Source organism: Pseudarthrobacter sp. MOO14 (assembly GCF_058267675.1).
On sequence record NZ_CM177849.1, the window covers coordinates 3,179,238 to 3,201,683 of the forward strand.

The window sequence follows — 22,446 nt, forward strand, 5'->3', positions numbered from 1 at the left end:
AGACGAACGAATATTGTCGTTACGCGTCTGGCTGACAGGGCGGGAAAAAGGGCCGTGTGGGCCTGCGGCTTTGGCAGGATGAACCTATGACTCTTTCACCTACCTTGACTTTCAACGACGGAAACACGATCCCCCAGCTCGGCTACGGTGTGTGGCAGGTTGAGGACGATGTGGCTGAAAAGGTTGTCCGCCAGGCCTTCGAAGCCGGCTTCCGCCACATCGATACGGCAAAAATTTACGGCAACGAGGCAGGCGTGGGCCGCGCCATCGCCAGCTCCGGCCTCTCGCCCGACCAGGTCTTCATTACCACCAAGCTGTGGAACGCGGACCAGGGATACGAGTCGACCCTCGCCGCCTTCGAGGAGTCCATGGACCGCCTTGGCCTGGACACCCTGGACCTGTACCTCATCCACTGGATGCAGCCCAAGCAGGACAAGTACGTCGATACCTGGAAAGCGCTGATCGAGCTGCAAAAGCGCGGCCGGGTCAAGTCCATCGGTGTCTCCAACTTCACGGCCGAAGGCCTGCAGCGCCTTATCGACGAAACCGGAGTGGTTCCGGCCATTCACCAGATCGAGCTTCACCCGTACTTCAGCCAGCGTGAGCTGAGGGCGTTTGGTGCCGACAAGGGCATCCTGACCCAGGCGTGGTCCCCGCTGGGCCAGGGCGGCGAGCTGCTGGAGGACCCTGCCGTGGCGTCCATCGCGGCCAAGCACCAGGCCACCCCGGCGCAGGTTGTCATCGCCTGGCACCTCGCGATCGGCAATGTGGTCATCCCCAAGTCGGTGACCGAGTCCCGCATCAAGGAGAACTTCGCAGCCCTTGAGGTCTCCCTGGACGTCGACGACGTCGAGGCAATCAACGCACTGGACCGGACTGACCGCGGCGAGGGCCGCATCGGACCGGATCCCGCCGTTTCCGACTTCCAGTAAGCCCGCGGGTTCCACAGACCCGCGACGGCGGCCCACGGCCACACCCGGCCGGTGGACTCCCGCCACTCCAACGTCAGCCCATGCTGCCGGCAACCGCCAGGCCGCATGGGCTGACGCCTTTAACGCGGCCGGCGGTCCGGTCCCGGGATCACTGCATTGCGTGTTCCCGCTGCCGGACGGTCAGGCAGCGATTCTGACGTGCTCCACGGTGACGGCATCCACCACGGCCCAGCTGTCCTCGCCCGTGCAGTGCCTGCTGGCAAAACGCTCGGCTTCCACCAGGGTGTCGAAGACCTCGGCGCGGGCACGGCCGCAATCAGCGTCTAAGTAGGTGACGTGAAATTCCTGTACGGCTTGGTTCTCCATGAATCCAGTGTGCAACCGGGGTCTGACATTCTTTGGAATCCGGCCCGCGTGTTGCCATCCGGCCCGGAACCGGGGGAGCGTCCAGGCCTGGGCGCCGGCAGCCATCACGGCTTTTGGGACGCTGCAGCTGCTGGTTCAAGGTCGGCCAGGGTCAGCAGGTGTGCAGGATCCACCGGGAGCGGGAGAGTGGAGGTTACCGCCAGCGACGGGCCCACATGGAGCAGCTCTCCGGGCCCCATGGCCCGCCAGCGCGGATTTTGGTCCATCGGTTCGGTGGCCAAGACGACGTGCGGAGACACTGACAGATCGGTGCTTCGGGAATGGATCCGCCGGCTTCGGGCATCCAGCGGTGCAGCCGGGGCCGGTTCGGCGGCCGGGTTCCGCTCCAGGACGTACAACTCGTGGCTGGCCGGGTACCGGAGCGCCCAGAGGTCGGTGGCAGTGGTGAGGATGAGGTTCAGGCTGTAGACGGGCAACTCCGCCGAGATCCACTCGACGGCCCGGAGGATGCTTTGTCCGATGTCGCCGCCTGACGTGCGGGCATGCGCCGTGATGAGGGCGAACAGCCGCTCACTGTCCGTTTGGCCCCGCACCAGGTCCGCAACGCCGAGTCTGGCGAGGCGGCGGTCAAGGCGGTCGAGGCCGGTGAAGGCGCCGTTGTGGGCGAAGAGCCGCCCATCCTGCACGAACGGGTGCGTGTTGGCCACGGTGCGTGCACCGGTGCTCGCGTACCTGACATGGGCCAGGAACGTGGTGCTCCGCAGCTCCCGGGCTTCGCGGGCAAACGCATGGTCTTCCCAGGCTGCCAGTGGCCGTTTGCTCAGCCTGGCCCGGCCATCCGCGTCGAAGGTCCCGATGCCCGCACCATCGGGCTCCCGCCGGCTTTGTTCAGTGAGGCTGTCAGGGGCGTCCAGCAGCCAAAATGTCGCCCGGACGGTCCGCGGACCGGCATGCAGCCCGAACAATCGGCACATGGCTCGTGCTCCCGGTTGCTAGTGGTGGAAGGCGGGCGTCTGCCCCTCCGAGGGCATGGGCGAAGTCAGTGCGTCCAGGTAGGCGACTTCTTTCTTGAGGTCGTCCAGGAAGCTGGCGGCGAGGTCGCGGGTGAAGCCGTTGCGGACCACGATCCGTTGCACGGTGGTGTCGCTGAGTCCCTCGGGCAGCGGGTAGGCCGGGACAAGCCATCCGTTCATCCTGAGCCGCTCGGACAGGTGGTGGAGGTTCCAGTTCTTGGTGTGGCCTTCGGCGAGTTGCCAGGCGAAGACCGGGATGTCGGAGCCGTCACTCCACAGGGTGAAAGCTTCCATGGCGCCGATCTCCCGGGAGAGGTAGAGCGCGACGTCGCGGGAGGTCGCCTGAACGGACTTGTAGCCGGCGAAGCCAAGCCGAAGGAACAGGTAGTACTGCAGAAGCACCTGGGCGCCGGGCCGGGAAAAGTTCAAGGCGAAGGTGGGCATGTCCCCGCCCAAGTAGCTGACATGGAAGATGAGGTCCTCGGGCAGCGCTTCCTCGTCCCGCCACACGATCCAGCCGAGGCCCGGATACACCAGCCCGTATTTGTGGCCGGAGGTGTTGATGGAGGCTACGCGGGGGAGCCGGAAATCCCAGTCAAGCTCCGGCTGCAGGAAGGGCGCGATCATGGCCCCGGATGCACCGTCGACATGGATGGGGATGTCCAGGCCGCGGTTTGCCTGGATGGCGTCCAGGGCCGCGGAGATTCCCGCCACGGACTCGTAGGCCCCGGTGTACGTGACGCCCATGATGGCCACCACCCCAATGGTGTTCTCGTCCACGTATCGCTCCAGGTCATGGCCGTCCAGCTTGGGGTGTTCCGCTGACACGGGAACGAAGCGCGCTTCCACTTCCCAGTAGTTGCAGAACTTTTCCCAGCACACCTGGACGGCTGAACTGAGAACGATGTTGGGTTTGTCCGTCGGCTGTCCGGCGGCGCGCCGACGATGCTGCCACCGGCGCTTCAGGGCCAGGCCGCCGAGCATGCACGCCTCGGAGGAACCGATGGTGGAGGTACCAACGGTCTTCGCCGGATCCGGCGCGTTCCACAGGTCCGCAAGCATCCGCCAGCACCGGGTCTCGATGAGCGCCGTCTGCGGGTACTCGTCCTTGTCGATCATGTTCTTGTCGAAGGTTTCCGCGTAGAGCTGTGAGGCCTCGCGTTCCATCCACGTCCCCACGAACGTTGCCAGGTTCAGCCGCGAGTTGCCGTCCAGCATCGCCTCGTCGTGGACCACCTGGTAGGCGGTGGAGGGCAGGGATTCGCCCTCGGGCATCGTGAAACGGGGGAAGAGGGTGGATTCACCCGCCCGACTGAACAATGGGTTCAGCTCAACGCTTGTTTCGGGCTCATGCTTCGGTGTCCGGTGTGACCTTGTCATTGCAGGGTTCCTTCAAGCTCGTGAACGCCGGGCTGTGCGGCTGGTGTCCACGTTACAAAGGAACGCCCGCCGCGGCTGTCCCCGCGGGCGCATGTCGTCCAAGCGGTGCGAACCAGACCATTCCGCAGGCGGGGCCGTGATCCACCCTTGATGACCGGCAACGGCTCTGGGTGCCTCCTGGTCAGTTGCTGCCCAGGCGCAGCACGCGTTCATGCGCCAGCATGGCGGCACGGCGCGCCTTGTCGGCGGCTCGGGCCGCCTGCTTGGCTTCGGCGTCCATGCCGGACAGTTTCCTGCGGACCATCTCCAGCCGTTCCTCGGCGGCCTTCAGCCTTTCCCGGAGCAGGGCCGTCTCCTGGCGCAGTTCCGCGATCTCGGTTCGTGCCTCCTCGGCCTCCGCCTGCAGGTCCGCTGAACGCCGGGCGGCTTCTTCCTCGGCGGCGCTGGCCTGGGCATGGGCAGCCTTGGCCCGTTCCAGCGCCGGGGGCGACGCCGGCCGGGGAGTTTGGCGCACGGCCTCAAGGCGGGGTTTGGCGGGCTTGGGCTGGGAGGTGCGTTGCGGCGTCGTCCGCGTCTTTGCTGCCGTTGTGTCCGGTGCAGCCGGGGACGCCGATGGCCTGGGGGAAGACGGCACTGCGGGGAGCGTTCCGGGCAGCGCAACCGCTCCGGCCAGGTCCACCTGGTTGACGCCATCGGCGGTCAGGACCTTCAGCAGGCGGCCGCTCGCAACGGCCGCGGCTGCTCCTTCGTCTGCGGTCAGCGCCCGCAGGGTCTCCTCCACGTCCGCGGCCATGGGGCCGCTGATGGGGCGCCCCTGCTCCGCAGCGACGGTCCGTGCGGTGTCGACGGCGGCAGCCAGCAGGGTGCGGCGCTCGCGTGCCAGCGCACGGAGGGCGCCGGCATCCAGCGATTCCTGCGCTGAGCGCATCCTTTCCCCAAGGGCGGCCAGGTCAGCCAGGACGCCAGGCCGTTGCCGGGCCAGCATATTAACCGCCCACGCGGCCACGGACGGTTTCGCCAGCGCCCGGACCGCCGCAGCCAACTCTTTGTCCTGCCCCGCAGCCTCCTTGGCCGCGGCAGCCCGGGCCGCAATGAAACCGTCGAGGTCCCCGGCATAGAGCCTGTCCGCAATGTCCGCCAGGGGTTCGTCTTCCATGCCGCCATCTTAGGTGCCGGCTCCTGAAGGTCCTGGGCGCTCCCGGGCTGGTCGGCCGGCCGCGTCCTTCCGGAGGCCCGTGCCCGGAGTCCCTGTTACTCGTAGGCGGGGAGGGGTATGTTGCTCGAATGGACGATTCATACCAGGTGATTGTGGTTGGCGGCGGTTTCGCCGGAAAGTCGGCAGCCGAGGAGTTGGGCCGCAAGGGTATCCGGGTGCTGCTGCTGGATACGAACAACTACCAGCAGTTCCAGCCGCTGCTCTACCAGGTCGCCGCGTCCCAGATCGGCGTCTCAGCGGTCACCCGGCCACTCCGCTCCGAATTCCGGCGCATCAACGGCGTGCGGGTCCTCACTGCGGAGGTGACAGCCATCGATGCTGCCAACCGCACGGTGACAACCCGTGATGGATCCAGCTACCGGGCCCGTGCCCTGGTGATCGCCACCGGCGCGGTACCTAATTACTTCAACACGCCGGGCGCTGACGAACACGCCTACCCGCTGTACTCCGTGGCAGACGCCACCCGCCTCAGCGTGGCCATCACGGCAGTGCTGGACGAGGCCGACCGGGAGCCGGCCGTCGGGGCCGACGTGATCGTGGTGGGCGGCGGCCCCACGGGTGTGGAGACCGCGGGGGCACTGGCCGAGAACGTCAAATACGTCGTGCCAAAGTATTTTTCTCCGGGGCTGGCCGCACGCTGCCATGTGCATTTGGTGGATATGGTTCCCAACGTCCTGGCTGCCTTCTCGGAGAAATCCCAGGCTTACGCGCGGGACCGACTGACCAAGCTCGGCGTTCAGTTGCACATGGGCCAGGCCGTGGGCGAGGTGAGGCCTGACGGTGTGACGCTCAAGGACGGGACGGTTATTCCTGCCAGGATCGTGGTGTGGGCCGGTGGACTCCAGGCGGGCCGGATCATCGCGGAGTCCGGGCTGCCGCAGGGCCGGGGCGGGCGCGTGGATGTCCAACCGGACCTGACGGTTTCCGGCTTCGAAGGCGTCTACGTGTTGGGTGACTCCGCCAACATCACCGATGCCGCCGGCGATAGATTGCCACAGCTCGGCTCGGTCGCCCAGCAATCGGGCAAATGGGCTGCGCGCAACATCCATGCCGACCTGACCGGCGGCACGCGCGAGCCGTTCCGCTACTGGGATAAGGGATACATGGCCATGGTGGGCCGGGGCGCCGCGGTGGCGGAGCTGGGGCGCCGGCGGCTGCAACTGCAGGGGCCGCTGGCATTCGTGTCCTGGCTCGCGGTGCACCTCGCCCTGCTGCCCGGATTCCAGCAGAAAATCCGGGCCCTGTTCTCGTGGGCGAATGGTTACCTCACGCACAGCCCGGCGCAGGTGGTGGTGGGACGGCCGGACTAGGCGCTCGCCGCCGTCGTTATGCCGTGGCGTAACCCAGGACGCGGCCCGCGGTGGTCCAGCCGGACTCCTGGAAGCCGGCGGCTGCATTCGGTTCAACCACCATATGCAGGTGCGCGGCGCCATGCAGGAACGCTTCTTCAGCCATGGCCGCGAACAGGGCCCGCGTGAAGACTTCTTTGTCCGGGCCCTCCGGGACTTCGAGGATGGTGACGGCCGCAGCTTCGTCCCGCACCTGGACGCGGCCCCTGGCCACCGGGTGGTCAAAGACAGTGATTTCGACGGCGTCGTAGCTGTCCATGGGTGCCAGGGCCACCTGGGAATTCTCGGGCAGGTCGACGCCGGTGTCCAGCTGGGATGTCGGGGCGTTCAGCAGAATCCTCTCGGCGGCCGGGGAGAATCCAGGCGGGGCGGGCGCCTGCGCTGCGGCTGTGGCGACGATCAGGGTCAGCCGCGCCCCGGGCCTGGCCGCCGCCGTGCCGGCAAGCTCTTCCCAGTCCGGGCCGGGCCAGCTTGCCACGTACTCCGCCGGTTCGTCGGGGGTACCGGGGGCAGCGTCCAGGATGAAACCGGCGCCGGCCGGTTCGGCGGAGCGGCCCTGCAAGTCGGCCCAGGCCGGGACCCAGCCGAGTGATGGGCCTTCGTGCTGTTCCGGCATTCGGGGGTCCTAACGTCAGCGTGCAACCGTTGCCCGCGCGGCCCTGCCGGGCCGGTGGATGCGGGCGTCCCTGCCAACGTAACGGATCAGCGGTGGGGCCGCCAGCGCCTGTGGCGCCGGTGGTCAGGGGAGATGGGTGAAGGACATTCCGGCCGCCAGCAGTTTGTCGAGGGCGTGGGCCACGCCCTCAGCCGTCCCGCCGTTCGGGTGGTTGCCATGGCAGATCACCACATCCCCGGGCCTGGCCTTGCCGATTTCCTTGGCGACGACGGCGGCAGTGTAGGTGGCACCGCCGTCGCCGTTGATGCTGAAGCCTGCAGGCCTGACACCCAGGGCATGGAGGATGTCGGCGGCGACGTCGTCCATGTAGGCGGTGCCGGGGCGGAAGTAGCGGGGACGGGCGCCGGTGATCCCGGCCAGCGCGAGGTCGTTGGGCATGACCTCGTCATAGACTTCTCCGGCGTTCTTTGTCCCGGGGATCCCGTAGGCGTTGTTTCCAGTGGTGGACAGCGGCTTGTGCGATGTTCCGTGGTTGGCCAGTTCGAACAGCGGGTCGGCTGCCAATTGCCGTGCTGTTGAGGGGTTGGCGGTGATCCACCGCGAGTTCAGGAAGAGCGTGGCAGGGATGTGCCGCTGGCGCAGGGTGTCCAGCAGCGCCTGGTCATAGCCGCTGCCGCCGGGTCCGCCGCAAAAGTCAAAGGTCAGCGAGATGCCCTGTGAAGCGGGTGGAAGCCTTGTCAGGACGCCGGGCGCTTCCAGTCCCCAGTAGTGGGCCTGGTGCTTTCCGTACGCGGCGACAATGTCGGCCCGGGACGGCACGGACGGCATTGAGGCGGGGAGGGGCGAGGAATCGTCCGGGTTTACGTCGACAATCCGGGCGGGCGCGTGTGAGGGAACGCTTGACGGTTCCGTGACCGTTTCTGCAGCGTCAGCCGCCCGCCGCCGGTCGGGCTGGAGATCCGGTACGGCAGCTGACAGCGTGAGCACCGCGGCCAGCAGTACGGTCCTGCGGCCGGGACCTTTGCCGTCCTGGCTCATGTGGCGTGCTCCTTGTGGTTCCACGGTCAGTTACCCCGCAGGGACTTCAAGCCGTCCCATGACTGATCCCCGTTGACCCTGAACCGGGGAGCGCTGGACGTGGCGGGGCAAGGCAGCGCCGGTTGTGCGACGGCGCACGGAACTGCAGCCGGAACGAAGGGGGTCATGACGGGATGATACCGCGCCAGCCTTGGCCTACCGTGAAAACGGAACTGCGGCGGTGCGCCTGCGCGCCAATGTGGCCGGTAACCGGCAAAGCCCGGGGAGGACCACGACCTCCGGGCCCGTCCTTGCCGGCGAATCATGGTGGCGTGCAGGGAGCTTCTGCGTTCGCTGGTGCCGTCCACATTGAATCCGGCGACCAGTACCGATAGAAAGGCACTGTGAAGCAGAGTATTTTCGCCCGCGTCGCGCAGCTCGCGAAGGCCAATCTGAACGCCCTCCTGGACTCCGCCGAGGACCCGAAAAAGATGCTGGACCAGATGGTTCGGGACTACTCGGAGAACATCCGTGAGGCCGAGGCGGCTGTTGCCCAGACCATCGGCAATCTCCGGATGGCCGAGGACGATTACGCCCGCGCCGTCGAGGACGCCGGCACTTGGGGCCGCAAGGCGGTTGCCGCGTCCCGCAAGGCGGACGAATTCCGGGCCGCGGGAAACAGCGTGGACGCTGACAAGTTCGACGCCCTCGCCAAGCTCGCCCTGCAGCGGCAGATGTCCGCCGAAGCGACAGCCAAGGCGCAGGCTCCTGCCCTGGCAGCGCAAAACGAGGTCGTCAACAAGCTCAAACAAGGGCTGGACCAGATGCGTGGCAAGCTCGGTGAGCTGACCGCCAAGCGCAACCAGCTCGTCAACCGGGCAACGGTGGCCGCCGCGCAGTCGCAGGTCCACGACGCCCTCAAAGCCTTGGACAGGGGGGACCCAACTTCGGCGATCGGACGCTACGAGGAGAGGATCCGCCGGCAGGAAGCGACGGTCCGCGGCCAGCAGGAAATCGCTGCCTCATCCCTGGATGCACAGTTCGCCTCTCTTGAGGACCTTGGAGAGCAGACCGAAGTGGAGGCACGGCTCGCGGCGCTCAAGTCCATGGACCGGAAAGCCATCGATAACCACGGCTCATAAGCGGCCGCGGGTCAGCCGGCACGGTGTGGCTCCTCGCTGTCCGATCCATCGTGACCGGCCTTGACCAACTTTTGTGTGTCAGTTAAGTGCCTCAGACAGGTTGGCAGTGCCGTAGGAGATCTTGTACGCGTAGTTGTAAATGACAACGCTGCGGACAGGATCCGGCAGGGAATTCCACATGCCTGCGTCCATGTCGAATCTTTGGCTGGCGCCCGATCCCAGTGGTCCGAGTTCGACCATCCTGGTTGCCCACACCGAGGATTGGCCGCCGGTCCCGGGGGATATCGTCCCCGGGCTCAACATGATCCGCAGATCATCACCCGGTGCGGTCACCAGATCTTCCAGGTGCAGGCTCGCGCCCGTCTCGCTCACGTCGATCGTCACGGTCCCGGTTGTGGTCGCACCCTCGGACTGGAATTGGCCTGTCAGGGTCCTGCGTTCGGGCAGGTGGCTGCTTGGAGTCGAGAGGGACTCAACGTGAAGGTCCGCGTCGTCATGGTCCGCATCTTCGTAAGTACACGCGGTGAGCACCGGAGCCAGAAGTGCAACGAGCAGGGCAGCGTGGATCAATTTCATCATTCCCCCAAATGATTCGTTCCCTTGGCGCCCTGCCCGCGAGTGGGCAGCCACCCGTTAACCAGCGAAAAACCCCGGAAACCCCTAAAACAAGGGGCTGTCCGGGGTTTATCCCGAGCTTCCTATCAGAATCGAACTGATGACCTTTTCATTACGAGTGAAACGCTCTACCGACTGAGCTAAGGAAGCACCGCACAAAATCCCGGACTGAACCGGGCCCTTCATGCAAGAGTCAACTGTAATAGAGTCTCTGCGCCGCGGTCAAAATGGGACAGGTGCAGGCCGCTGAGGCGTTCAGCACACGGTGTTGTCGGCCGGAACTTTGCCCCCGACCAGGTAATTGTCCACCGAATCTTCGAGGCAACTGTTGGCCCGGCCGTAGGCTGTGTGCCCCTCGCCCTTCCAAGTCAGCAGCGAGGCGTTCCCCAGCTGTTTGCGCAGGGAGGCAGCCCAATCAACCGGGGTGGCGGGGTCGCCCGTGGTTCCGATGACCACGATCGGGGAGTTCCCCGAGTATTCGACCGCCTGCGGCGTCCGGACGTTCTTGTACGGCCAGTCAGCGCAGCTGGTCCCGCCGTAGGCGAAGAAGTAGCCAAAGGTGGGGGAGTCCTGTTCCAGGCGCTTCTCCTCCGCCCGCATGCCGGCGGTGTCCGAAACCATGGGGTAGTCAAGGCAGTTGATCGCGTTGAACGCGAACGTGGAATTGGAGGTGTACGAGCCGTCGGTCGCACGGTCGGCGCTGATGTCGGCGAGGCGCAGCACCAGGCTCACATCCCCGTTCATGGCGGCCTCCAGCGCCTGGGTGAGGGCAGGCCAGCTCTGGTCGTTGTAGAGCGGGGTGATCAGGCCGCTGACGAACGTCGTCGCGTTGACCAGGCGGCCGTCCTTGGCGGTGCGGGGGGTCTGTTGGACGGCGTCGATGAGGTCCCGGATCTGTTGCACGCCGGAGTCGACGTCGCCGGTCAGCGGGCACTTGCCCTGCCGCTGGCAGCTGGCGACGTAGGTGTGGATGGCCTTCTCGAACGCGCGGGCCTGGCCGCTGGTCAGGTCCTCATTGCTGATGGACGGGTCGAGGGCGCCGTCAAGGACCATCCGGCCCACGTTGTCCGGAAACAATGAAGCGTAGGTGGAGCCCAAGAAGGTCCCGTACGAGTATCCGAGATAATTCAGTTTGGTGTCATTGACCACCGCACGCAGCACGTCCAGGTCCTTGGCGGCGCTAACGGTGTCGATATGCGCCAGGACCGGGCCGGTTTGCGCCGCGCACTGGGCAGCGATTGCCTTGTTGTCCGCCAGTGCCGCCGCCAGCCCGGTGTCGGTTTCGAGGGCGTAGGTCTTGGCGCGTGCCGCGTCACGCTCCGCGTCGGTCATGCAGGTCACGGGAGCGGAACGCTTGACGCCGCGGGGATCGAAGCCCACGAGGTCGTACGCATTGCGGACGGCCGCCGAGAAGTGTGTCGCAGCGGCGTCCTTCACGAAGTCATAGCCGGACGCGCCCGGGCCTCCCGGATTGACCAGCAGGCTGCCCGTTTTCTTGCCGCTGCTGGGGGCCCGCAGGGCCGCGATTTGGATGGTGTCGCCGGCCGGGTTGGCGTAGTCCATCGGGACGGTCACCTTGGCGCACTGGAATTCGCCTTCGCAGGGCTGCCAGACGACTTCCTGCGAGTAAAACTTCTCCAGCCCGGCGGGCGCGGACGCCACGATCGAGGGGTCGGCCTTGGCGGTGGCCGCCTCCGGCGGGTTCTTGTCCCCGCCGTTGAGGAGGCTGCACGAGGCAAGGACCATGACCAGGGCCATGGCGCCCGCGGCGCGGACGGCGGGCAGCAAGGACCTGTGGCGTGCGGGCAGGGGGCGGGCAGTCATCGGGTCTCCTTGGAGGGCTGGATCAGGCTGGCCGCCATGGACTCGAGGGTCAGCAGCGGGGCGACGTTTGTGGTGGTGATGCGTTCGCGGGCTTTGTTGATGGCATCCATCCGGGCAAGCGTGCCTTCCGGAGTACTGCGGGCGGCGAACTCCTCCAGCTCACTCCTGAGTTCAACGTTGACCAGCTCCACGGCGTTCCCCAGCTGGATGATCAACACGTCCCGGTAGAAGGACAGGAGGTCCGTGAGGGTCCGGTCCAAGGAGTCCGTGATGGAGCGCTTGGCCCGCCGCTTCTGGTCGTCCTCAAGCTGTTTCACCTGGCTGCGCATCGCCGGGGGGAGCGTGCCGGACTCGGGCGCGCCAAGTGTTGCCAGGAGGGCTGCTTTTTCCGCGGCGTCGCGCTCCTCGTTGGAGCTGGTGGCCTCTGCGGTTGCGATCTTCACCAGCTTGTCCGCCATCATCACCGCGGCTGTGACGCCACGGAGCCCGAGCGGGAACCGCACCGTCTCCAGGCGGCGTTCCCGGGCGGCGGGGTCCCGGGCCAGCCGGCGGGCGATCCCCACGTGGCTTTGCGCTGCCCGCGCCGCGCGTTCGGCGAGCTCAGGATCAACGCCGTCCCGCCTGACCAGCAGGGCTGCAACTTCCGCGGCAGGCGGCAGCCGCAAGGCAACACTGCGGCAGCGGGACCGAATGGTCACCAGGACGTCGGCCGGGGACGGTGCGCAGAGCATCCACACAGTGCGCGGGGTGGGTTCCTCGATGGCCTTCAGCAGCACGTTGGTGGTCCGCTCAGCCATCCGGTCGGCATCCTCCACCACGATGATCCGCCAACGCCCCGCGGACGGCCGGTTCCCCGCTGTTGCCACCAGTTCGCGGGCCTCATCAATGGTGATGGTGACCTTCTCCGTGCGGACGAAGGTGACGTCCGAGTGGGTTTCCCCGAGGATGGTGCGGCACGCTTGGCACTGGCCGCAGCCCCGCATGCCCACGTCTTCCTGGTCGCAGTTCAGCGCGGCAGCGAAGGCCTTGGCTGCGTTGGAGCGACCGGAGCCCGGCGGCCCGGTAAACAGCCAGGCGTGGGTCAGGCCTTCGCCGCTTGCCGCCTGGCGCAGTTGTTCGACGACGGCGGTTTGGCCCTGGAGGTCATCCCACACCGTCACGAGCCGCCACCGTCCGTCCCCTGCCGGGAGGGCAACCCATTGGAAGGAACCGGGCCGGCCAGCAGTGCGTCGACCCGGTCGCGGATTTGCGCCGCGAGTTCGTCCGCCGGCAGTTCCGCGGGCAGGACCAGGTAGGACCCGGGGCGGCCGGCAGCGAGGTCGAGGAAAGCCTTCCGAATCCTGGTGTGGAAGTCATCAGCCTCGGACTCCAGACGGTCCTCGGCCGCCTGGCCGGCCGTGCGGCGGCTGCGGCCAAGCCGCGGGTCGACGTCCAAGAGGACTGTGAGGTGGGGCTGCAGGCCCGAGGTGGCCCAGTCGTTGAGGGACTTGACGGCGTCCTGGCCGAGGTCGCGGCCCGCCCCCTGGTAGGCCACTGACGAGTCAATGTAGCGGTCGGTCAGCACGATTTCGCCGCGGCCGAGTGCCGGCCGGATGACCTGCGCGGCGTGGGCGGCCCGGGACGCCGCGAAAATAAGGGCCTCGGTATGGGCATCGATCTCGCCGTTGCCATGGTCCAGAACCAGCGAACGCAGCTTTTCGCCTACCGGGGTGCCGCCGGGTTCACGGGTGCGGCGCACGGTGTACCCCCGCGATTCCAGCTCAGCCGCAAGCCGGGCCGCCTGCGTCGACTTGCCGGCGCCATCGCCACCTTCGAATGCGATGAACACGCCCGCCTTTTGTTTGCTCACCTCCCAAGCCTACCGAGCCGGACCGACATTTTTTGACCCGTCGCCGCACCCTGTGTGGATAGCCGGTGAACGCAAGGCGTCCATACGGCGGCACCCCTTTCAGGCGGATCCCGGCCGGACAGTACGCTGTTGAACATGAGTCTTTCCGAGCACCAGGCCGCGTCCCTTTCCCCCGAGACCGTCGTGGTCGCGGCCGGACGTCCGCCCCGGGAAAGGGACCAGCCGGTCAACCCGCCCATCACCTTGTCCTCCACCTACTTCGGCACCGGTCCGCTGGGCGACGGGGACCGGGGTTACGGCCGTTATTCGAACCCGACGTGGGATCCCTTCGAAGAGGCGCTGGGCCAGCTGGAGGGCTCCGCGCTGCCGGGCCTGCTGTACGCCTCAGGCCTGGCGGCCGTCAGCTCGGCGTTGTCCCTGATCCCGGCCGGGGGAGTGCTGGTGATGCCGGACCACAGCTATTCGGGCTCGCTGGTCATGGCCTCCGAACTTGCCCAGAAGGGCTTCATAGAGCTCCGCACCGTGGACATCGCTGATACCGATGGTGTCAAAGCTGCCCTGGCGCCCACCGGTCCCGGGGCCCGGGCCGCGGCCATGCTCTGGCTGGAAAGTCCCACCAACCCGATGTTGGGAATCGCTGACATGGCGGCCGTCGCCGAGGCCGCCCACGCCGCAGGAGCCATCGTCGTCACGGACAACACCTTTTCCACCCCTTTGGTGCAGCAGCCCCTCCGGCTCGGGTCCGACGTCGTGCTCCACTCGGTGACCAAATACCTCGCCGGGCACTCCGACGTCGTCCTTGGGGCGCTGGTCACCTCCAACCCGGACATCCGGTCCGCCTTGCTGCACCACCGCATCATCCACGGCGCCATCGCCGGACCTTTCGAAGCATGGCTGGCGCTGCGCGGACTGCGGACCCTTGCACTGCGGGTGGAGCGGTCCCAAAGCTCCGCGATGCTGCTGGCGGAGCGCCTCGCGGCCCACCCCGCCATTGAATCCGTCCGCTTCCCGGGCCTCCCGTCGGACCCCGGCCATGAGCGGGCCCAGGCCCAGATGAAGGGCTTCGGCTCCATCATCTGCGTGCAGGTGGCGCCGGCCGCCGGCCTGGGCGGTGCCGACGCTGCGGACAAGGTGGTGGAGGCCCTCGCATTATGGCTCCCCGCCACGTCACTGGGCGGCGTCGAGTCCCTGATCGAACGCCGTCGCAGGCACGCAGCAGAACCTGCCAGCGTGCCGGACAACCTGGTTCGCCTCAGCGTGGGGGTCGAGAACGTGGAGGATCTCTGGGCGGACCTGAAGCAGGCGCTGGACACGCTGGGCGGCTAGGCTGGGTTCGTGGACGGTGAACTGATTATTCGGCCTGTAGAACAGGCAGTGTTCTTTATCCTTGGCCTGGTGGCCCTGGGACTGGAATTGTGGGCGCTGGTGGACTGTGCCCGGCACCGCGCCAACGCGTTCGAGGCGACTGGCAAGCGGACCAAGGCCTTCTGGCTCGCGCTGACCGGCGGCGCCACACTGGTGGGCGTGATTTCGCTGTTCGGCGCCGGCGGCGGGATTGTCAGCACCCTTGGCCTGTTTGGGCTCGCCGCGGTCGTGGCCGCCTCCGTTTACCTCGCCGATGTCCGCCCCGCCGTGAAGGACGCCGGCCGCGGCGGCAGCCGCAACACGGGGCCCTACGGCCCCTGGTAGCCAGGTTCCACGGCGTCCCAGCCCACGGTTAGTTCGCCCAGCCGCCATCTGGCCGGGCCGTCCTGGACCGGCCACCCGGCGTCGCGCAGGCTCCGGCACATGCCCACCCAGCGCTGCCTGTTCCCGAACGAGGCAAGGGGGGCGCATTCCAGCCAGGCCCGGTCCAGCGCCAGCAGGAAGTCGTGGACCCGATCACCGGGAATATTGCGGTGAATGAGGGCCTTCGGCAGGCGCTCGGCCACCTCCGAGGGCAGGTCGAAGCTGCCGAAGCGGACCGAAATGCTCAAGGACAGCGGCCGCTCACGGTCAAGCGCAACCCACGTCACCCGGCGCCCCACTTCGTCGCACGTGCCGTCGATAAACAGGCCGCCCGGTGCCAACCGGTCCTGAACCAGGCGCCAGATGCCCGGCACATCCGCTTCCTCGTACTGGCGCAGCACGTTGAAGGCCCGGACCAGGACCGGACGGCCGGGGACGGGAAGCTCGAAGCCGCCCACATGGAAGGTCAGTCCCGGACGCTGGAGCGGGATCGCCGCCTGCACGCGCCCGGGCTCGATTTCGATGCCGGACACGCGGACGTCCGCCCGCACTGTGGCAAGGCGCTCAAAGAGTTCGACGGCGGTGGCCGGGGTGGCGCCGTAGCCCAGGTCAACCACGAGGGGGTCGGCCGCGGACCGCAGCCGCCACGCCTGCGGTCCCGTCAGCCAGCGGTCCACCCGCCGCATCCGGTTGGGGTTGGTGGTTCCCCGGGTGACGTTGCCTACCGGCCGGCCCTGCCGGCCGGCAGATGTCCTGCCGGAAAGTTGTGGGGTATTCACCCGTTCAGCCTTTTGAACCACGGCCCCAACACTATCCCCGCGGGGGTGGAGGCGGGTCCAAAAGCCTGCCCGGCCATGTAACGCTGGGCGGCCGGCAACACTGCTCGGCTAGGATGAAAATCATGACTTACAAGCTGATTCTGCTGCGCCACGGCCACAGCGAATGGAACGCCAAGAACCTGTTCACCGGCTGGGTGGACGTTGACCTGAACGACCAGGGCCGCGCGGAAGCAGCGCGGGGCGGTGAGCTGCTGGTGGAGAACCACATCCTCCCGGATGTGCTGTACACCTCCCTGCTGAAGCGGGCCATCAACACCGCCAACATCGCGCTGGACAAAGCCGACCGCGGCTGGATCCCGGTCAAGCGTGACTGGCGCCTGAACGAACGCCATTACGGCGCGCTGCAGGGCAAGGACAAGGCCCAGACCCTGGCCGAATACGGTGAAGCGCAGTTCATGGAATGGCGCCGGTCCTACGACACTCCGCCGCCGCCCCTGGATGACGCCTCCGAGTTCTCCCAGGCCCACGACCCCCGCTATGCCGGCCTCGGCGACGCCCTCCCGCGCACCGAGTGCCTCAAGGACGTCCTGGTACGCCTGCTGCCCTACTGGGAATCGGACATCAAGGAAGACCTCAAGGCAGGCAAGACCGTCCTGGTCACAGCCCACGGCAACTCGCTTCGTGCGCTGGTCAAGCACCTGGACGGCATCAGTGACGAGGCCATCGCCGGGCTGAACATCCCCACCGGCATTCCGCTGGTGTACGACCTCGACGATGACTTCAAGCCGATCAAGCCCGGTGGAACCTACCTGGACCCAGAGGCCGCTGAGCAGGCCATCCTGGCCGTAGCCAACCAGGGCAAGAAGTAAGACTTCGCGGTTCTTCGCCGGGTGCTCGGTCGTTCCTCCCTTAGACGCACTCCGGCCGAAGAACGCGCTGCGTCAAATGTGAAACGACGACGGCGGGCTGGTCACCTGGGGTGACCAGCCCGCCGTCGTTATCCGCCTGGTTAGCTGTGTTCAGTCGCGTTGGGCTGCCACGCGCCGGTGACCAGGTAGGTCACTTTCTGGGCGACGGAGACGCCGTGGTCCGCGAACCGCTCGAAGTAGCGGCTGGCGAGGGCCACGTCCACGGTGGTCGCCGGCGACTCGGTCCACTCGGGTGAGGCGATGGCCTTGAAGACGCTCAGGTGCAGGTCATTGATGGCGGTGTTCGCCTTCAGGATGTCCCTGGCCACCTCGAGGTCGCGGCTCTCCAGCAGCACCGTCAATTTGTCGGCGATCTCCTGGTCCAGTTCGGCCATGCGGTTGAAGGTCCCGGTCATGGACTCCGGAATGACCGTGGACGGGTACCGGAGGCGGGCCAGCTGGGCGATGTGGCGCGCGAGGTCGCCCATCCGCTCCAGTGAGGCACTCATCCGCAGCGAGCCCACGATCATGCGCAGGTCGCTCGCCACGGGACCCTGCAAAGCCAGGATGTCGATGGCCCGCTCATCGAGGCTGTTCTGCAGGAAGTCGATGCGCGCATCCGCCGCGATGACGTCCTGGGCGAGGTCCACGTCCGCGACCTGGAATGAAGTGGTGGCCTTGTCTATGGCTTCGCTGACCAGCCGGGAGATCTCCACCAGCTGGTCACCGACCTGGGTGAGCTCTTCCTGAAAAACCTTACGCACGTAGGCGTCCTTTCCTTGGAACTCCTGCCGGCCGCTCCAGGGCAGCAGGAATCGTGTCGCCATGGGGCGCTCTAACCATTAACTCTGTCATCGCCCGGTAAACGATTATGCCCATGGAGGTGAACGTTAGTTGAACCGTTCGCGGTGAGGGCTTCGAAGCGCCGGTGGCCTCCGGGCAAGAGCATAAAGTGGAGCTGTGGATCCTATGCTCATTGGTCTGGTTGCAGGCCTCGTCGGCCTGGCGCTTGGCACGTTCGGCGTGCTGGCGTTCCGGGTCAGCGAGAAGCAGCGCGAGCTGCTGGAGGTCGACGCCGGGGAACCTGCGCTGCCGGACGGGGCGGCGGAGGTGCTGGCCGTCGTCGGACGTGCCTTCGTGGTCCTGGATGACGTCGACGGCGTTGTCCGTGCCAGCCCGGCAGCCTACGCCTACGGCCTGGTCCGCGGCCATACCGTGGTCCACAAGGAACTCCTGGACATGACCGCGGGTGTGCGGCGCGATGGCGTCATCCTGGAGAAGCAGCTGGAGCTCCCGCGCGGACCGCTGGGGCAGGGGACCATCATCGTCCAGGTCCGGGCAGCCATGCTGGGTGAGGAATACATCCTGCTCCTGGCCGATGACCGGACCGAGATCACCCGCACGGAAGAGATCCGTAACGACTTCGTCGCCAACGTCTCGCATGAACTGAAGACGCCCGTCGGCGCCATTTCCCTGCTGGCCGAGGCCCTCGAGTCGTCCGCGGACGACGAAGAAGCGGTCCGCCGGTTCGCCAAGCGGATGCACAAGGAGTCAGCCCGCCTCGCCGCACTGGTCCAGGACATCATCGAGCTGTCCCGGCTGCAGGGCGCCAGCGTGACGCAGCAAGGCGGCCCCGTGGACATCAACGCGGTCATCGCCGAGGCCGTGGACCGGTCGCAGCTGCCCGCCGAGAGCAAGAACATCAGCATCGTGGTGGGCGGCCGCACCGAGGGCAAGGTCTTCGGCGACCAGGACCTTTTGGTCACCGCGCTGCGCAACCTCATCGACAACGCCATCCGCTATTCACCGGCCAACACCAGAGTGGGAATCGGCGTACGTTCCAGGGAGGGCCTGGTGTCCATCTCCGTGACCGACCAAGGGGACGGGCTCACGCCCGAGGATCAGGAACGCGTCTTCGAACGCTTCTACCGCGTCGATGCCGCCCGTTCGCGACAGACCGGCGGCACCGGCCTGGGCCTGAGCATCGTCAAACATGTGGCCTCAAACCATGGCGGCGAGGTGACGCTCTGGTCCCAGCCGGGCCAAGGATCGACCTTCACGCTGCGGCTTCCCGAGATGGAAGGACAGGACAGCGACCGTCCGGTCCCCGACGCTCCGGCACCGTCGCCGGCGCGGCAGCCGGCCGGCCGGCCTGCACCCACCCAAGTACCCCGCGCCGCCGGCGCAACAGAACGAGGAGCTAGCGCTTGAGCAGGATTTTGATAGTGGAGGACGAGGAGTCGTTCAGCGATCCCTTGTCCTATTTGCTGGGCAAGGAAGGATTCGAGGTTGAGGTGGTGGACAACGGCCTCGACGCGATCACGGAATTCGACCGCAACGGCGCCGACCTTGTCCTGCTGGACCTGCAGCTGCCCGGCCTGTCCGGCACCGAGGTATGCCGCCAGCTCAGGCAGCGTTCCAGCGTTCCAGTGATCATGCTGACGGCCAAGGACTCGGAGATCGACAAAGTCGTGGGCCTGGAGCTCGGCGCGGACGACTACGTCACCAAGCCCTATTCCTCCCGCGAACTGGTGGCCCGGGTCAGGGCGGTCCTGCGGCGCCAGGGCGAGCCGGAGGAACTGATTTCCTCAACGGTCCAGGCCGGCCCGGTCCGGATGGACATCGAACGCCACGTCGTGAGTGTGGACGGCGAGCAGGTCCTGCTGCCATTGAAGGAGTTTGAGCTCCTGGAGATGCTCCTGCGCAACTCCGGCCGGGTCCTCACCCGGGGGCAGCTGATTGACCGGGTCTGGGGGTCGGACTACGTCGGCGACACCAAGACCCTTGACGTCCACGTCAAACGCCTCCGCGGCAAGATCGAGCCAGATCCCTCCGCACCCCGGTTCCTGGTCACCGTGCGGGGCCTCGGTTACAAGTTCGAACCCTAGGCCCCGGGCAGCCAAGGCTGTCCAGGCCAGCGCAACAGCAAAGGGAGGGCCAACCGGCCCTCCCTTTGCTGTACGTCTCGGGCGCCCGCCTTGGCGGGCTCCCCGCTAGCGGCTGGTGGCGGTTGCCGTTGCGCTTGGCGTGGCGGTGGCCGTTGCGCTGGCGCCGGCGGACGACGACGGCGAAGCCGACGGGCTCGCAGTGGGCAGGTAGTCCTTGTATTCCTTCAATGTGGCATCCAGGACCGGCACCTTGACCGTGCTGGTGACGTTTGTGCCGTTCTCGCTGATCTTGACGTCCACCAGCGAACCCGGCTTTCCGCCGGTGGTGCTCAGGATGGCAGGGTCGGTGTTTTCGTTCAGCAACGTGTAGGAGTTCGCCTTCACCGGAACTTCGGTCTGTGAGCCCTTGGCGCCGTTGACCGTGAGCTTCACGTCCTTGGAAGAGGAGTTGTAGACCGCGCCGATCAGGCGGCCGGGTCCGTCTTCGCCGCTGGAAACGATGAGGATGTTCCGCAGCTGCAACGGGCCGAGGTCTGCGCGGATGCCGTCCGAGGCGGAGTACTGGTGGCTGGTCTGCTGGGGCGTGATGTAACCGCAGCCCGCAGTCAGCAGGCTGACGCCAAGGGCAGCAGCCGTCAGTGCCAGTTTGCCGCGCTGGGCCCGGTTCATCGCAGTGGAACGCACGTCACGTACTCCTCGAGAAATTTGAAGTCTTTTGCAGCCATAGCCTATCCGCAAACGGGGTCAAACGAGGATTCGAGGCCGTCACATCGACTGTGGGAACGCTCACCTGATGCACTAATATCCTCATCCGTCAAGGGGGTCGAGGAGGTCGATTGGGCCGTTTTTCCGCGTATTTTCGCGGTTGGGAGCCCTTTCTCCGGCCGGTCATATGCCTGAATCGTGATAAACTGGTCTGCGGGAAAGGGGAAATGTCCACATGGTATTTGAGGTCGGCGAGACAGTAGTTTACCCTCACCACGGTGCTGCGAAGATTGAAGAAATCAAGATGCGCACCATCAAGGGCGAAGAGAAGATGTATCTCAAGCTCAAGGTGGCTCAGGGTGATCTGACCATTGAAGTTCCAGCAGAAAACGTGGACCTTGTTGGGGTTCGGGACGTAGTGGGCAAGGAAGGCCTGGAGCACGTGTTTGATGTGCTTCGTGCCGAGTTCACCGAAGAACCCACCAACTGGTCACGCAGGTACAAGGCAAATCTGGAGAAGCTTGCTTCCGGTGACGTCATCAAGGTGGCAGAGGTCGTTCGCGACCTGTGGCGCCGGGATCACGACCGGGGCCTTTCCGCAGGCGAAAAGCGAATGCTGGCCAAGGCCCGCCAAATTCTGATTTCAGAGTTGGCACTGGCTGAAAAGACCGACGAGGAGAAGGCCGCAAGCGTTCTCGACGAGGTCCTGGCTTCCTAAGAATTTAGCCCCGGCAGCACTAACGTGCCGCCGGGGCTTCTTTTTGCCCGAAACCGGGCTGCGTCCCGGGCACGGCGCAGCCGCCACGGCGTCGTAGGCTAGTCCGCATGAGTGAATCAACGCCCCTGGTCACGGGAGTCATCGTGGTGGCCGCCGGTTCCGGGCAGCGGCTCGGCTACGGGATGCCCAAGGCGGCTGTCCCCCTCGGAGGCGAACCGATCCTGATGCATGCCTTGCGGGGCATCGTCGCCTCCGGTGTTGCGAGCCAGGTCTGCGTGGTGCTGCCCGCAGGGGACGAAGGCCTGCGCCGTCTCTGCGGCAGTTTCCGGGACGAACTGGCCGACGGCGGCCCCCTCCTCACCCTTGTGGACGGCGGCGCCACCCGGGCTGACTCCGTCCGCGCCGGTATGGCTGCCCTGATGGACGGCACGGAAGCGGTCCTGGTCCATGATGCCGCCAGGGCGCTGACGCCCGAGTCCGTCTTCCACCGCGTAACGGAAGCCCTTGCCGCCGGCGCTGCCGCCGTCATTCCCGTTCTCCCCGTCGTGGACACCATCAAGACCGTTGCAGCCACGTCCGGAGGGGACAGCGTTTTCGCGCCGGAGGTGGTCACGGGAACGGCCCGCCGCGAGGAACTGCGGGCCGTTCAGACACCCCAAGGATTCACCCTCGACACGCTGGTGCAGGCGCACCGGTCCGCCGAGGGCCTGGACCGGCGGGAGTCGGCGGCCGTCACCGATGACGCAATGCTCGTGGAGATGCTGGGGACGCCGGTCTACGCTGTCCGCGGCTCAACCCAGTCGCTGAAGATCACCACGCCGCTTGACCTGATCTTCGCCGAAGGGCTCCTTGAGGGTCCCCTTGGCGCCCGGTGGGTGGAAGGGTGAGCGCGGACATGATCCTGCCGCGGACCGGTGTGGGTATCGACGTCCATGCATACGCCGCCCACGGCAAGGACCGCCCGTTGTGGCTCGGCGGACTCTTCTGGCCCGGCGAACGCGGCCTGGCCGGCCATTCTGACGGCGACCCGGTGGCCCACGCCGCAGCGGATGCGCTGTTCTCCGCCGCCGGCATCGGCGACCTTGGCACCCACTTCGGCACCGACCGCCCGGAATTCGCCGGTGCGTCGGGTGTGACGCTGCTCGCCGAAGCGGCGCGGATCGTCCGGGCTGCGGGTTTCGAGATCGGCAATATCGCCGTCCAGTTCGTGGCCAACCGGCCGAAGTTCGGTCCCCGCCGGGAAGAAGCTCAGCACGTCCTCTCAGAGGCCGCCGGTGCACCGGTGAGCGTCACTGCCACCACCAGCGACGGCCTGGGATTCACCGGCCGTGGCGAGGGCATCTCCGCGGTGGCTACCGCCTTGGTCTACCCACGGACCAGCGGCACCATCGGCTAGTCTGG

The 22,446-nt window shown here is 66.7% G+C and carries 24 protein-coding genes and 1 tRNA gene; 11 read left to right on the forward strand and 14 right to left on the reverse strand.

Features of this window, described 5'->3' with window-relative positions; genetic code table 11:
- The first annotated feature begins 86 nt into the window (after positions 1–86).
- Positions 87–932, forward strand: coding sequence for an aldo/keto reductase (locus tag AC4EEV_RS14885; RefSeq protein ID WP_491329317.1), 846 nt, complete (start codon positions 87–89; stop codon positions 930–932).
- A 180-nt stretch (positions 933–1,112) separates the two neighbouring features.
- Here the strand turns inward: AC4EEV_RS14885 and AC4EEV_RS14890 are convergent, their stop codons facing one another.
- The 4 genes from AC4EEV_RS14890 to AC4EEV_RS14905 all read right to left on the reverse strand — a co-directional run bounded on the left by AC4EEV_RS14890 (position 1,113) and on the right by AC4EEV_RS14905 (position 4,847).
- Entirely contained in the window at positions 1,113–1,298 is a 186-nt protein-coding gene (locus tag AC4EEV_RS14890) for a hypothetical protein (RefSeq protein WP_491329318.1), read from the reverse strand.
- A gap of 104 nt (positions 1,299–1,402) precedes the next feature.
- Positions 1,403–2,272, reverse strand: coding sequence for a class II glutamine amidotransferase (locus AC4EEV_RS14895; protein ID WP_491329319.1), 870 nt, complete (start codon positions 2,270–2,272; stop codon positions 1,403–1,405).
- A gap of 18 nt (positions 2,273–2,290) precedes the next feature.
- Positions 2,291–3,691 carry a glutamate decarboxylase gene (gene gad / locus AC4EEV_RS14900; RefSeq protein ID WP_109044731.1) on the reverse strand — a complete coding sequence of 467 codons (1,401 nt, stop codon included), beginning with the start codon at positions 3,689–3,691 and terminating at the stop codon, positions 2,291–2,293.
- A 181-nt stretch (positions 3,692–3,872) separates the two neighbouring features.
- Positions 3,873–4,847 (reverse strand): hypothetical protein, encoded by a 975-nt coding sequence (locus AC4EEV_RS14905; RefSeq protein WP_491329320.1) that lies wholly within the window; start codon positions 4,845–4,847, stop codon positions 3,873–3,875.
- A 128-nt stretch (positions 4,848–4,975) separates the two neighbouring features.
- Here AC4EEV_RS14905 and AC4EEV_RS14910 point away from each other — a divergent pair, with 128 nt between their 5' ends.
- Positions 4,976–6,217, forward strand: coding sequence for an NAD(P)/FAD-dependent oxidoreductase (locus AC4EEV_RS14910; protein ID WP_491329321.1), 1,242 nt, complete (start codon positions 4,976–4,978; stop codon positions 6,215–6,217).
- Between the two features lie 16 nt (positions 6,218–6,233).
- Here AC4EEV_RS14910 and AC4EEV_RS14915 read toward each other — a convergent pair whose 3' ends face one another.
- Positions 6,234–6,872 carry a hypothetical protein gene (locus AC4EEV_RS14915; RefSeq protein ID WP_491329322.1) on the reverse strand — a complete coding sequence of 213 codons (639 nt, stop codon included), beginning with the start codon at positions 6,870–6,872 and terminating at the stop codon, positions 6,234–6,236.
- Between the two features lie 123 nt (positions 6,873–6,995).
- Positions 6,996–7,910: a polysaccharide deacetylase family protein gene (locus AC4EEV_RS14920; protein WP_491329323.1), complete on the reverse strand. Its 915-nt coding sequence runs from the start codon at positions 7,908–7,910 to the stop codon at positions 6,996–6,998.
- 383 nt (positions 7,911–8,293) lie between these two features.
- Between AC4EEV_RS14920 and AC4EEV_RS14925 the strand changes: the two genes are divergently transcribed.
- Positions 8,294–9,031: a PspA/IM30 family protein gene (locus AC4EEV_RS14925; RefSeq protein WP_491329324.1), complete on the forward strand. Its 738-nt coding sequence runs from the start codon at positions 8,294–8,296 to the stop codon at positions 9,029–9,031.
- Between the two features lie 78 nt (positions 9,032–9,109).
- Here AC4EEV_RS14925 and AC4EEV_RS14930 read toward each other — a convergent pair whose 3' ends face one another.
- The 5 genes from AC4EEV_RS14930 to tmk form a co-directional block, all read right to left on the reverse strand.
- On the reverse strand, positions 9,110–9,610 hold the full coding sequence (locus tag AC4EEV_RS14930; protein ID WP_491329325.1) for a DM13 domain-containing protein: 501 nt from the start codon (positions 9,608–9,610) through the stop codon (positions 9,110–9,112).
- Positions 9,611–9,723: 113 nt separating this feature from the next.
- Positions 9,724–9,796 (reverse strand) — tRNA-Thr (locus tag AC4EEV_RS14935).
- A 105-nt stretch (positions 9,797–9,901) separates the two neighbouring features.
- Positions 9,902–11,470 carry an alpha/beta hydrolase gene (locus AC4EEV_RS14940; RefSeq protein ID WP_491329326.1) on the reverse strand — a complete coding sequence of 523 codons (1,569 nt, stop codon included), beginning with the start codon at positions 11,468–11,470 and terminating at the stop codon, positions 9,902–9,904.
- The gene (locus AC4EEV_RS14945; protein ID WP_491329327.1) at positions 11,467–12,630 is read right to left on the reverse strand and encodes a DNA polymerase III subunit delta'; all 1,164 of its coding nucleotides are present in this window, start codon (positions 12,628–12,630) and stop codon (positions 11,467–11,469) included. Before AC4EEV_RS14945 ends, AC4EEV_RS14940 begins: the two co-directional genes overlap by 4 nt.
- Positions 12,627–13,319 carry a dTMP kinase gene (gene tmk / locus AC4EEV_RS14950; RefSeq protein WP_491329328.1) on the reverse strand — a complete coding sequence of 231 codons (693 nt, stop codon included), beginning with the start codon at positions 13,317–13,319 and terminating at the stop codon, positions 12,627–12,629. Before tmk ends, AC4EEV_RS14945 begins: the two co-directional genes overlap by 4 nt.
- Before the next feature lie 135 nt (positions 13,320–13,454).
- On the opposite strand from tmk, the gene AC4EEV_RS14955 reads away from it, so the two are divergent.
- Positions 13,455–14,645 (forward strand): trans-sulfuration enzyme family protein, encoded by a 1,191-nt coding sequence (locus AC4EEV_RS14955; RefSeq protein ID WP_491329329.1) that lies wholly within the window; start codon positions 13,455–13,457, stop codon positions 14,643–14,645.
- Positions 14,646–14,654: 9 nt separating this feature from the next.
- Entirely contained in the window at positions 14,655–15,008 is a 354-nt protein-coding gene (locus AC4EEV_RS14960) for a DUF2516 family protein (RefSeq protein ID WP_018762318.1), read from the forward strand.
- Here AC4EEV_RS14960 and AC4EEV_RS14965 read toward each other — a convergent pair.
- Positions 14,993–15,847 carry a class I SAM-dependent methyltransferase gene (locus AC4EEV_RS14965; protein WP_491329330.1) on the reverse strand — a complete coding sequence of 285 codons (855 nt, stop codon included), beginning with the start codon at positions 15,845–15,847 and terminating at the stop codon, positions 14,993–14,995. The genes AC4EEV_RS14960 and AC4EEV_RS14965 overlap by 16 nt on opposite strands.
- A gap of 101 nt (positions 15,848–15,948) precedes the next feature.
- Here AC4EEV_RS14965 and AC4EEV_RS14970 point away from each other — a divergent pair, with 101 nt between their 5' ends.
- Positions 15,949–16,695 carry a phosphoglyceromutase gene (locus AC4EEV_RS14970; protein WP_491329331.1) on the forward strand — a complete coding sequence of 249 codons (747 nt, stop codon included), beginning with the start codon at positions 15,949–15,951 and terminating at the stop codon, positions 16,693–16,695.
- Positions 16,696–16,835: 140 nt separating this feature from the next.
- On the opposite strand, the gene phoU is transcribed toward AC4EEV_RS14970, so the two are convergent.
- Positions 16,836–17,498, reverse strand: coding sequence for a phosphate signaling complex protein PhoU (gene phoU, locus AC4EEV_RS14975; RefSeq protein WP_026264739.1), 663 nt, complete (start codon positions 17,496–17,498; stop codon positions 16,836–16,838).
- Between the two features lie 205 nt (positions 17,499–17,703).
- Between phoU and AC4EEV_RS14980 the strand changes: the two genes are divergently transcribed.
- Both AC4EEV_RS14980 and AC4EEV_RS14985 read left to right on the forward strand, forming a co-directional pair.
- Entirely contained in the window at positions 17,704–18,945 is a 1,242-nt protein-coding gene (locus AC4EEV_RS14980; protein WP_491330896.1) for a sensor histidine kinase, read from the forward strand.
- The gene (locus AC4EEV_RS14985) at positions 18,942–19,622 is read left to right on the forward strand and encodes a response regulator transcription factor (RefSeq protein WP_026264738.1); all 681 of its coding nucleotides are present in this window, start codon (positions 18,942–18,944) and stop codon (positions 19,620–19,622) included. The genes AC4EEV_RS14980 and AC4EEV_RS14985 overlap by 4 nt, the downstream gene beginning before the upstream one ends.
- 105 nt (positions 19,623–19,727) lie before the next feature.
- Here the strand turns inward: AC4EEV_RS14985 and AC4EEV_RS14990 are convergent, their stop codons facing one another.
- Positions 19,728–20,291: a hypothetical protein gene (locus tag AC4EEV_RS14990; protein ID WP_018762312.1), complete on the reverse strand. Its 564-nt coding sequence runs from the start codon at positions 20,289–20,291 to the stop codon at positions 19,728–19,730.
- 271 nt (positions 20,292–20,562) lie between these two features.
- Here AC4EEV_RS14990 and AC4EEV_RS14995 point away from each other — a divergent pair, with 271 nt between their 5' ends.
- The 3 genes from AC4EEV_RS14995 to ispF all read left to right on the forward strand — a co-directional run bounded on the left by AC4EEV_RS14995 (position 20,563) and on the right by ispF (position 22,441).
- Positions 20,563–21,045 (forward strand): CarD family transcriptional regulator, encoded by a 483-nt coding sequence (locus AC4EEV_RS14995; protein ID WP_011690592.1) that lies wholly within the window; start codon positions 20,563–20,565, stop codon positions 21,043–21,045.
- Between the two features lie 107 nt (positions 21,046–21,152).
- A complete protein-coding gene (ispD, locus tag AC4EEV_RS15000; protein ID WP_018762310.1) occupies positions 21,153–21,932 on the forward strand; it encodes a 2-C-methyl-D-erythritol 4-phosphate cytidylyltransferase in 780 nt (259 codons plus the stop codon).
- Between the two features lie 8 nt (positions 21,933–21,940).
- On the forward strand, positions 21,941–22,441 hold the full coding sequence (gene ispF, locus AC4EEV_RS15005; RefSeq protein ID WP_026264734.1) for a 2-C-methyl-D-erythritol 2,4-cyclodiphosphate synthase: 501 nt from the start codon (positions 21,941–21,943) through the stop codon (positions 22,439–22,441).
- Positions 22,442–22,446 lie beyond the last annotated feature (5 nt).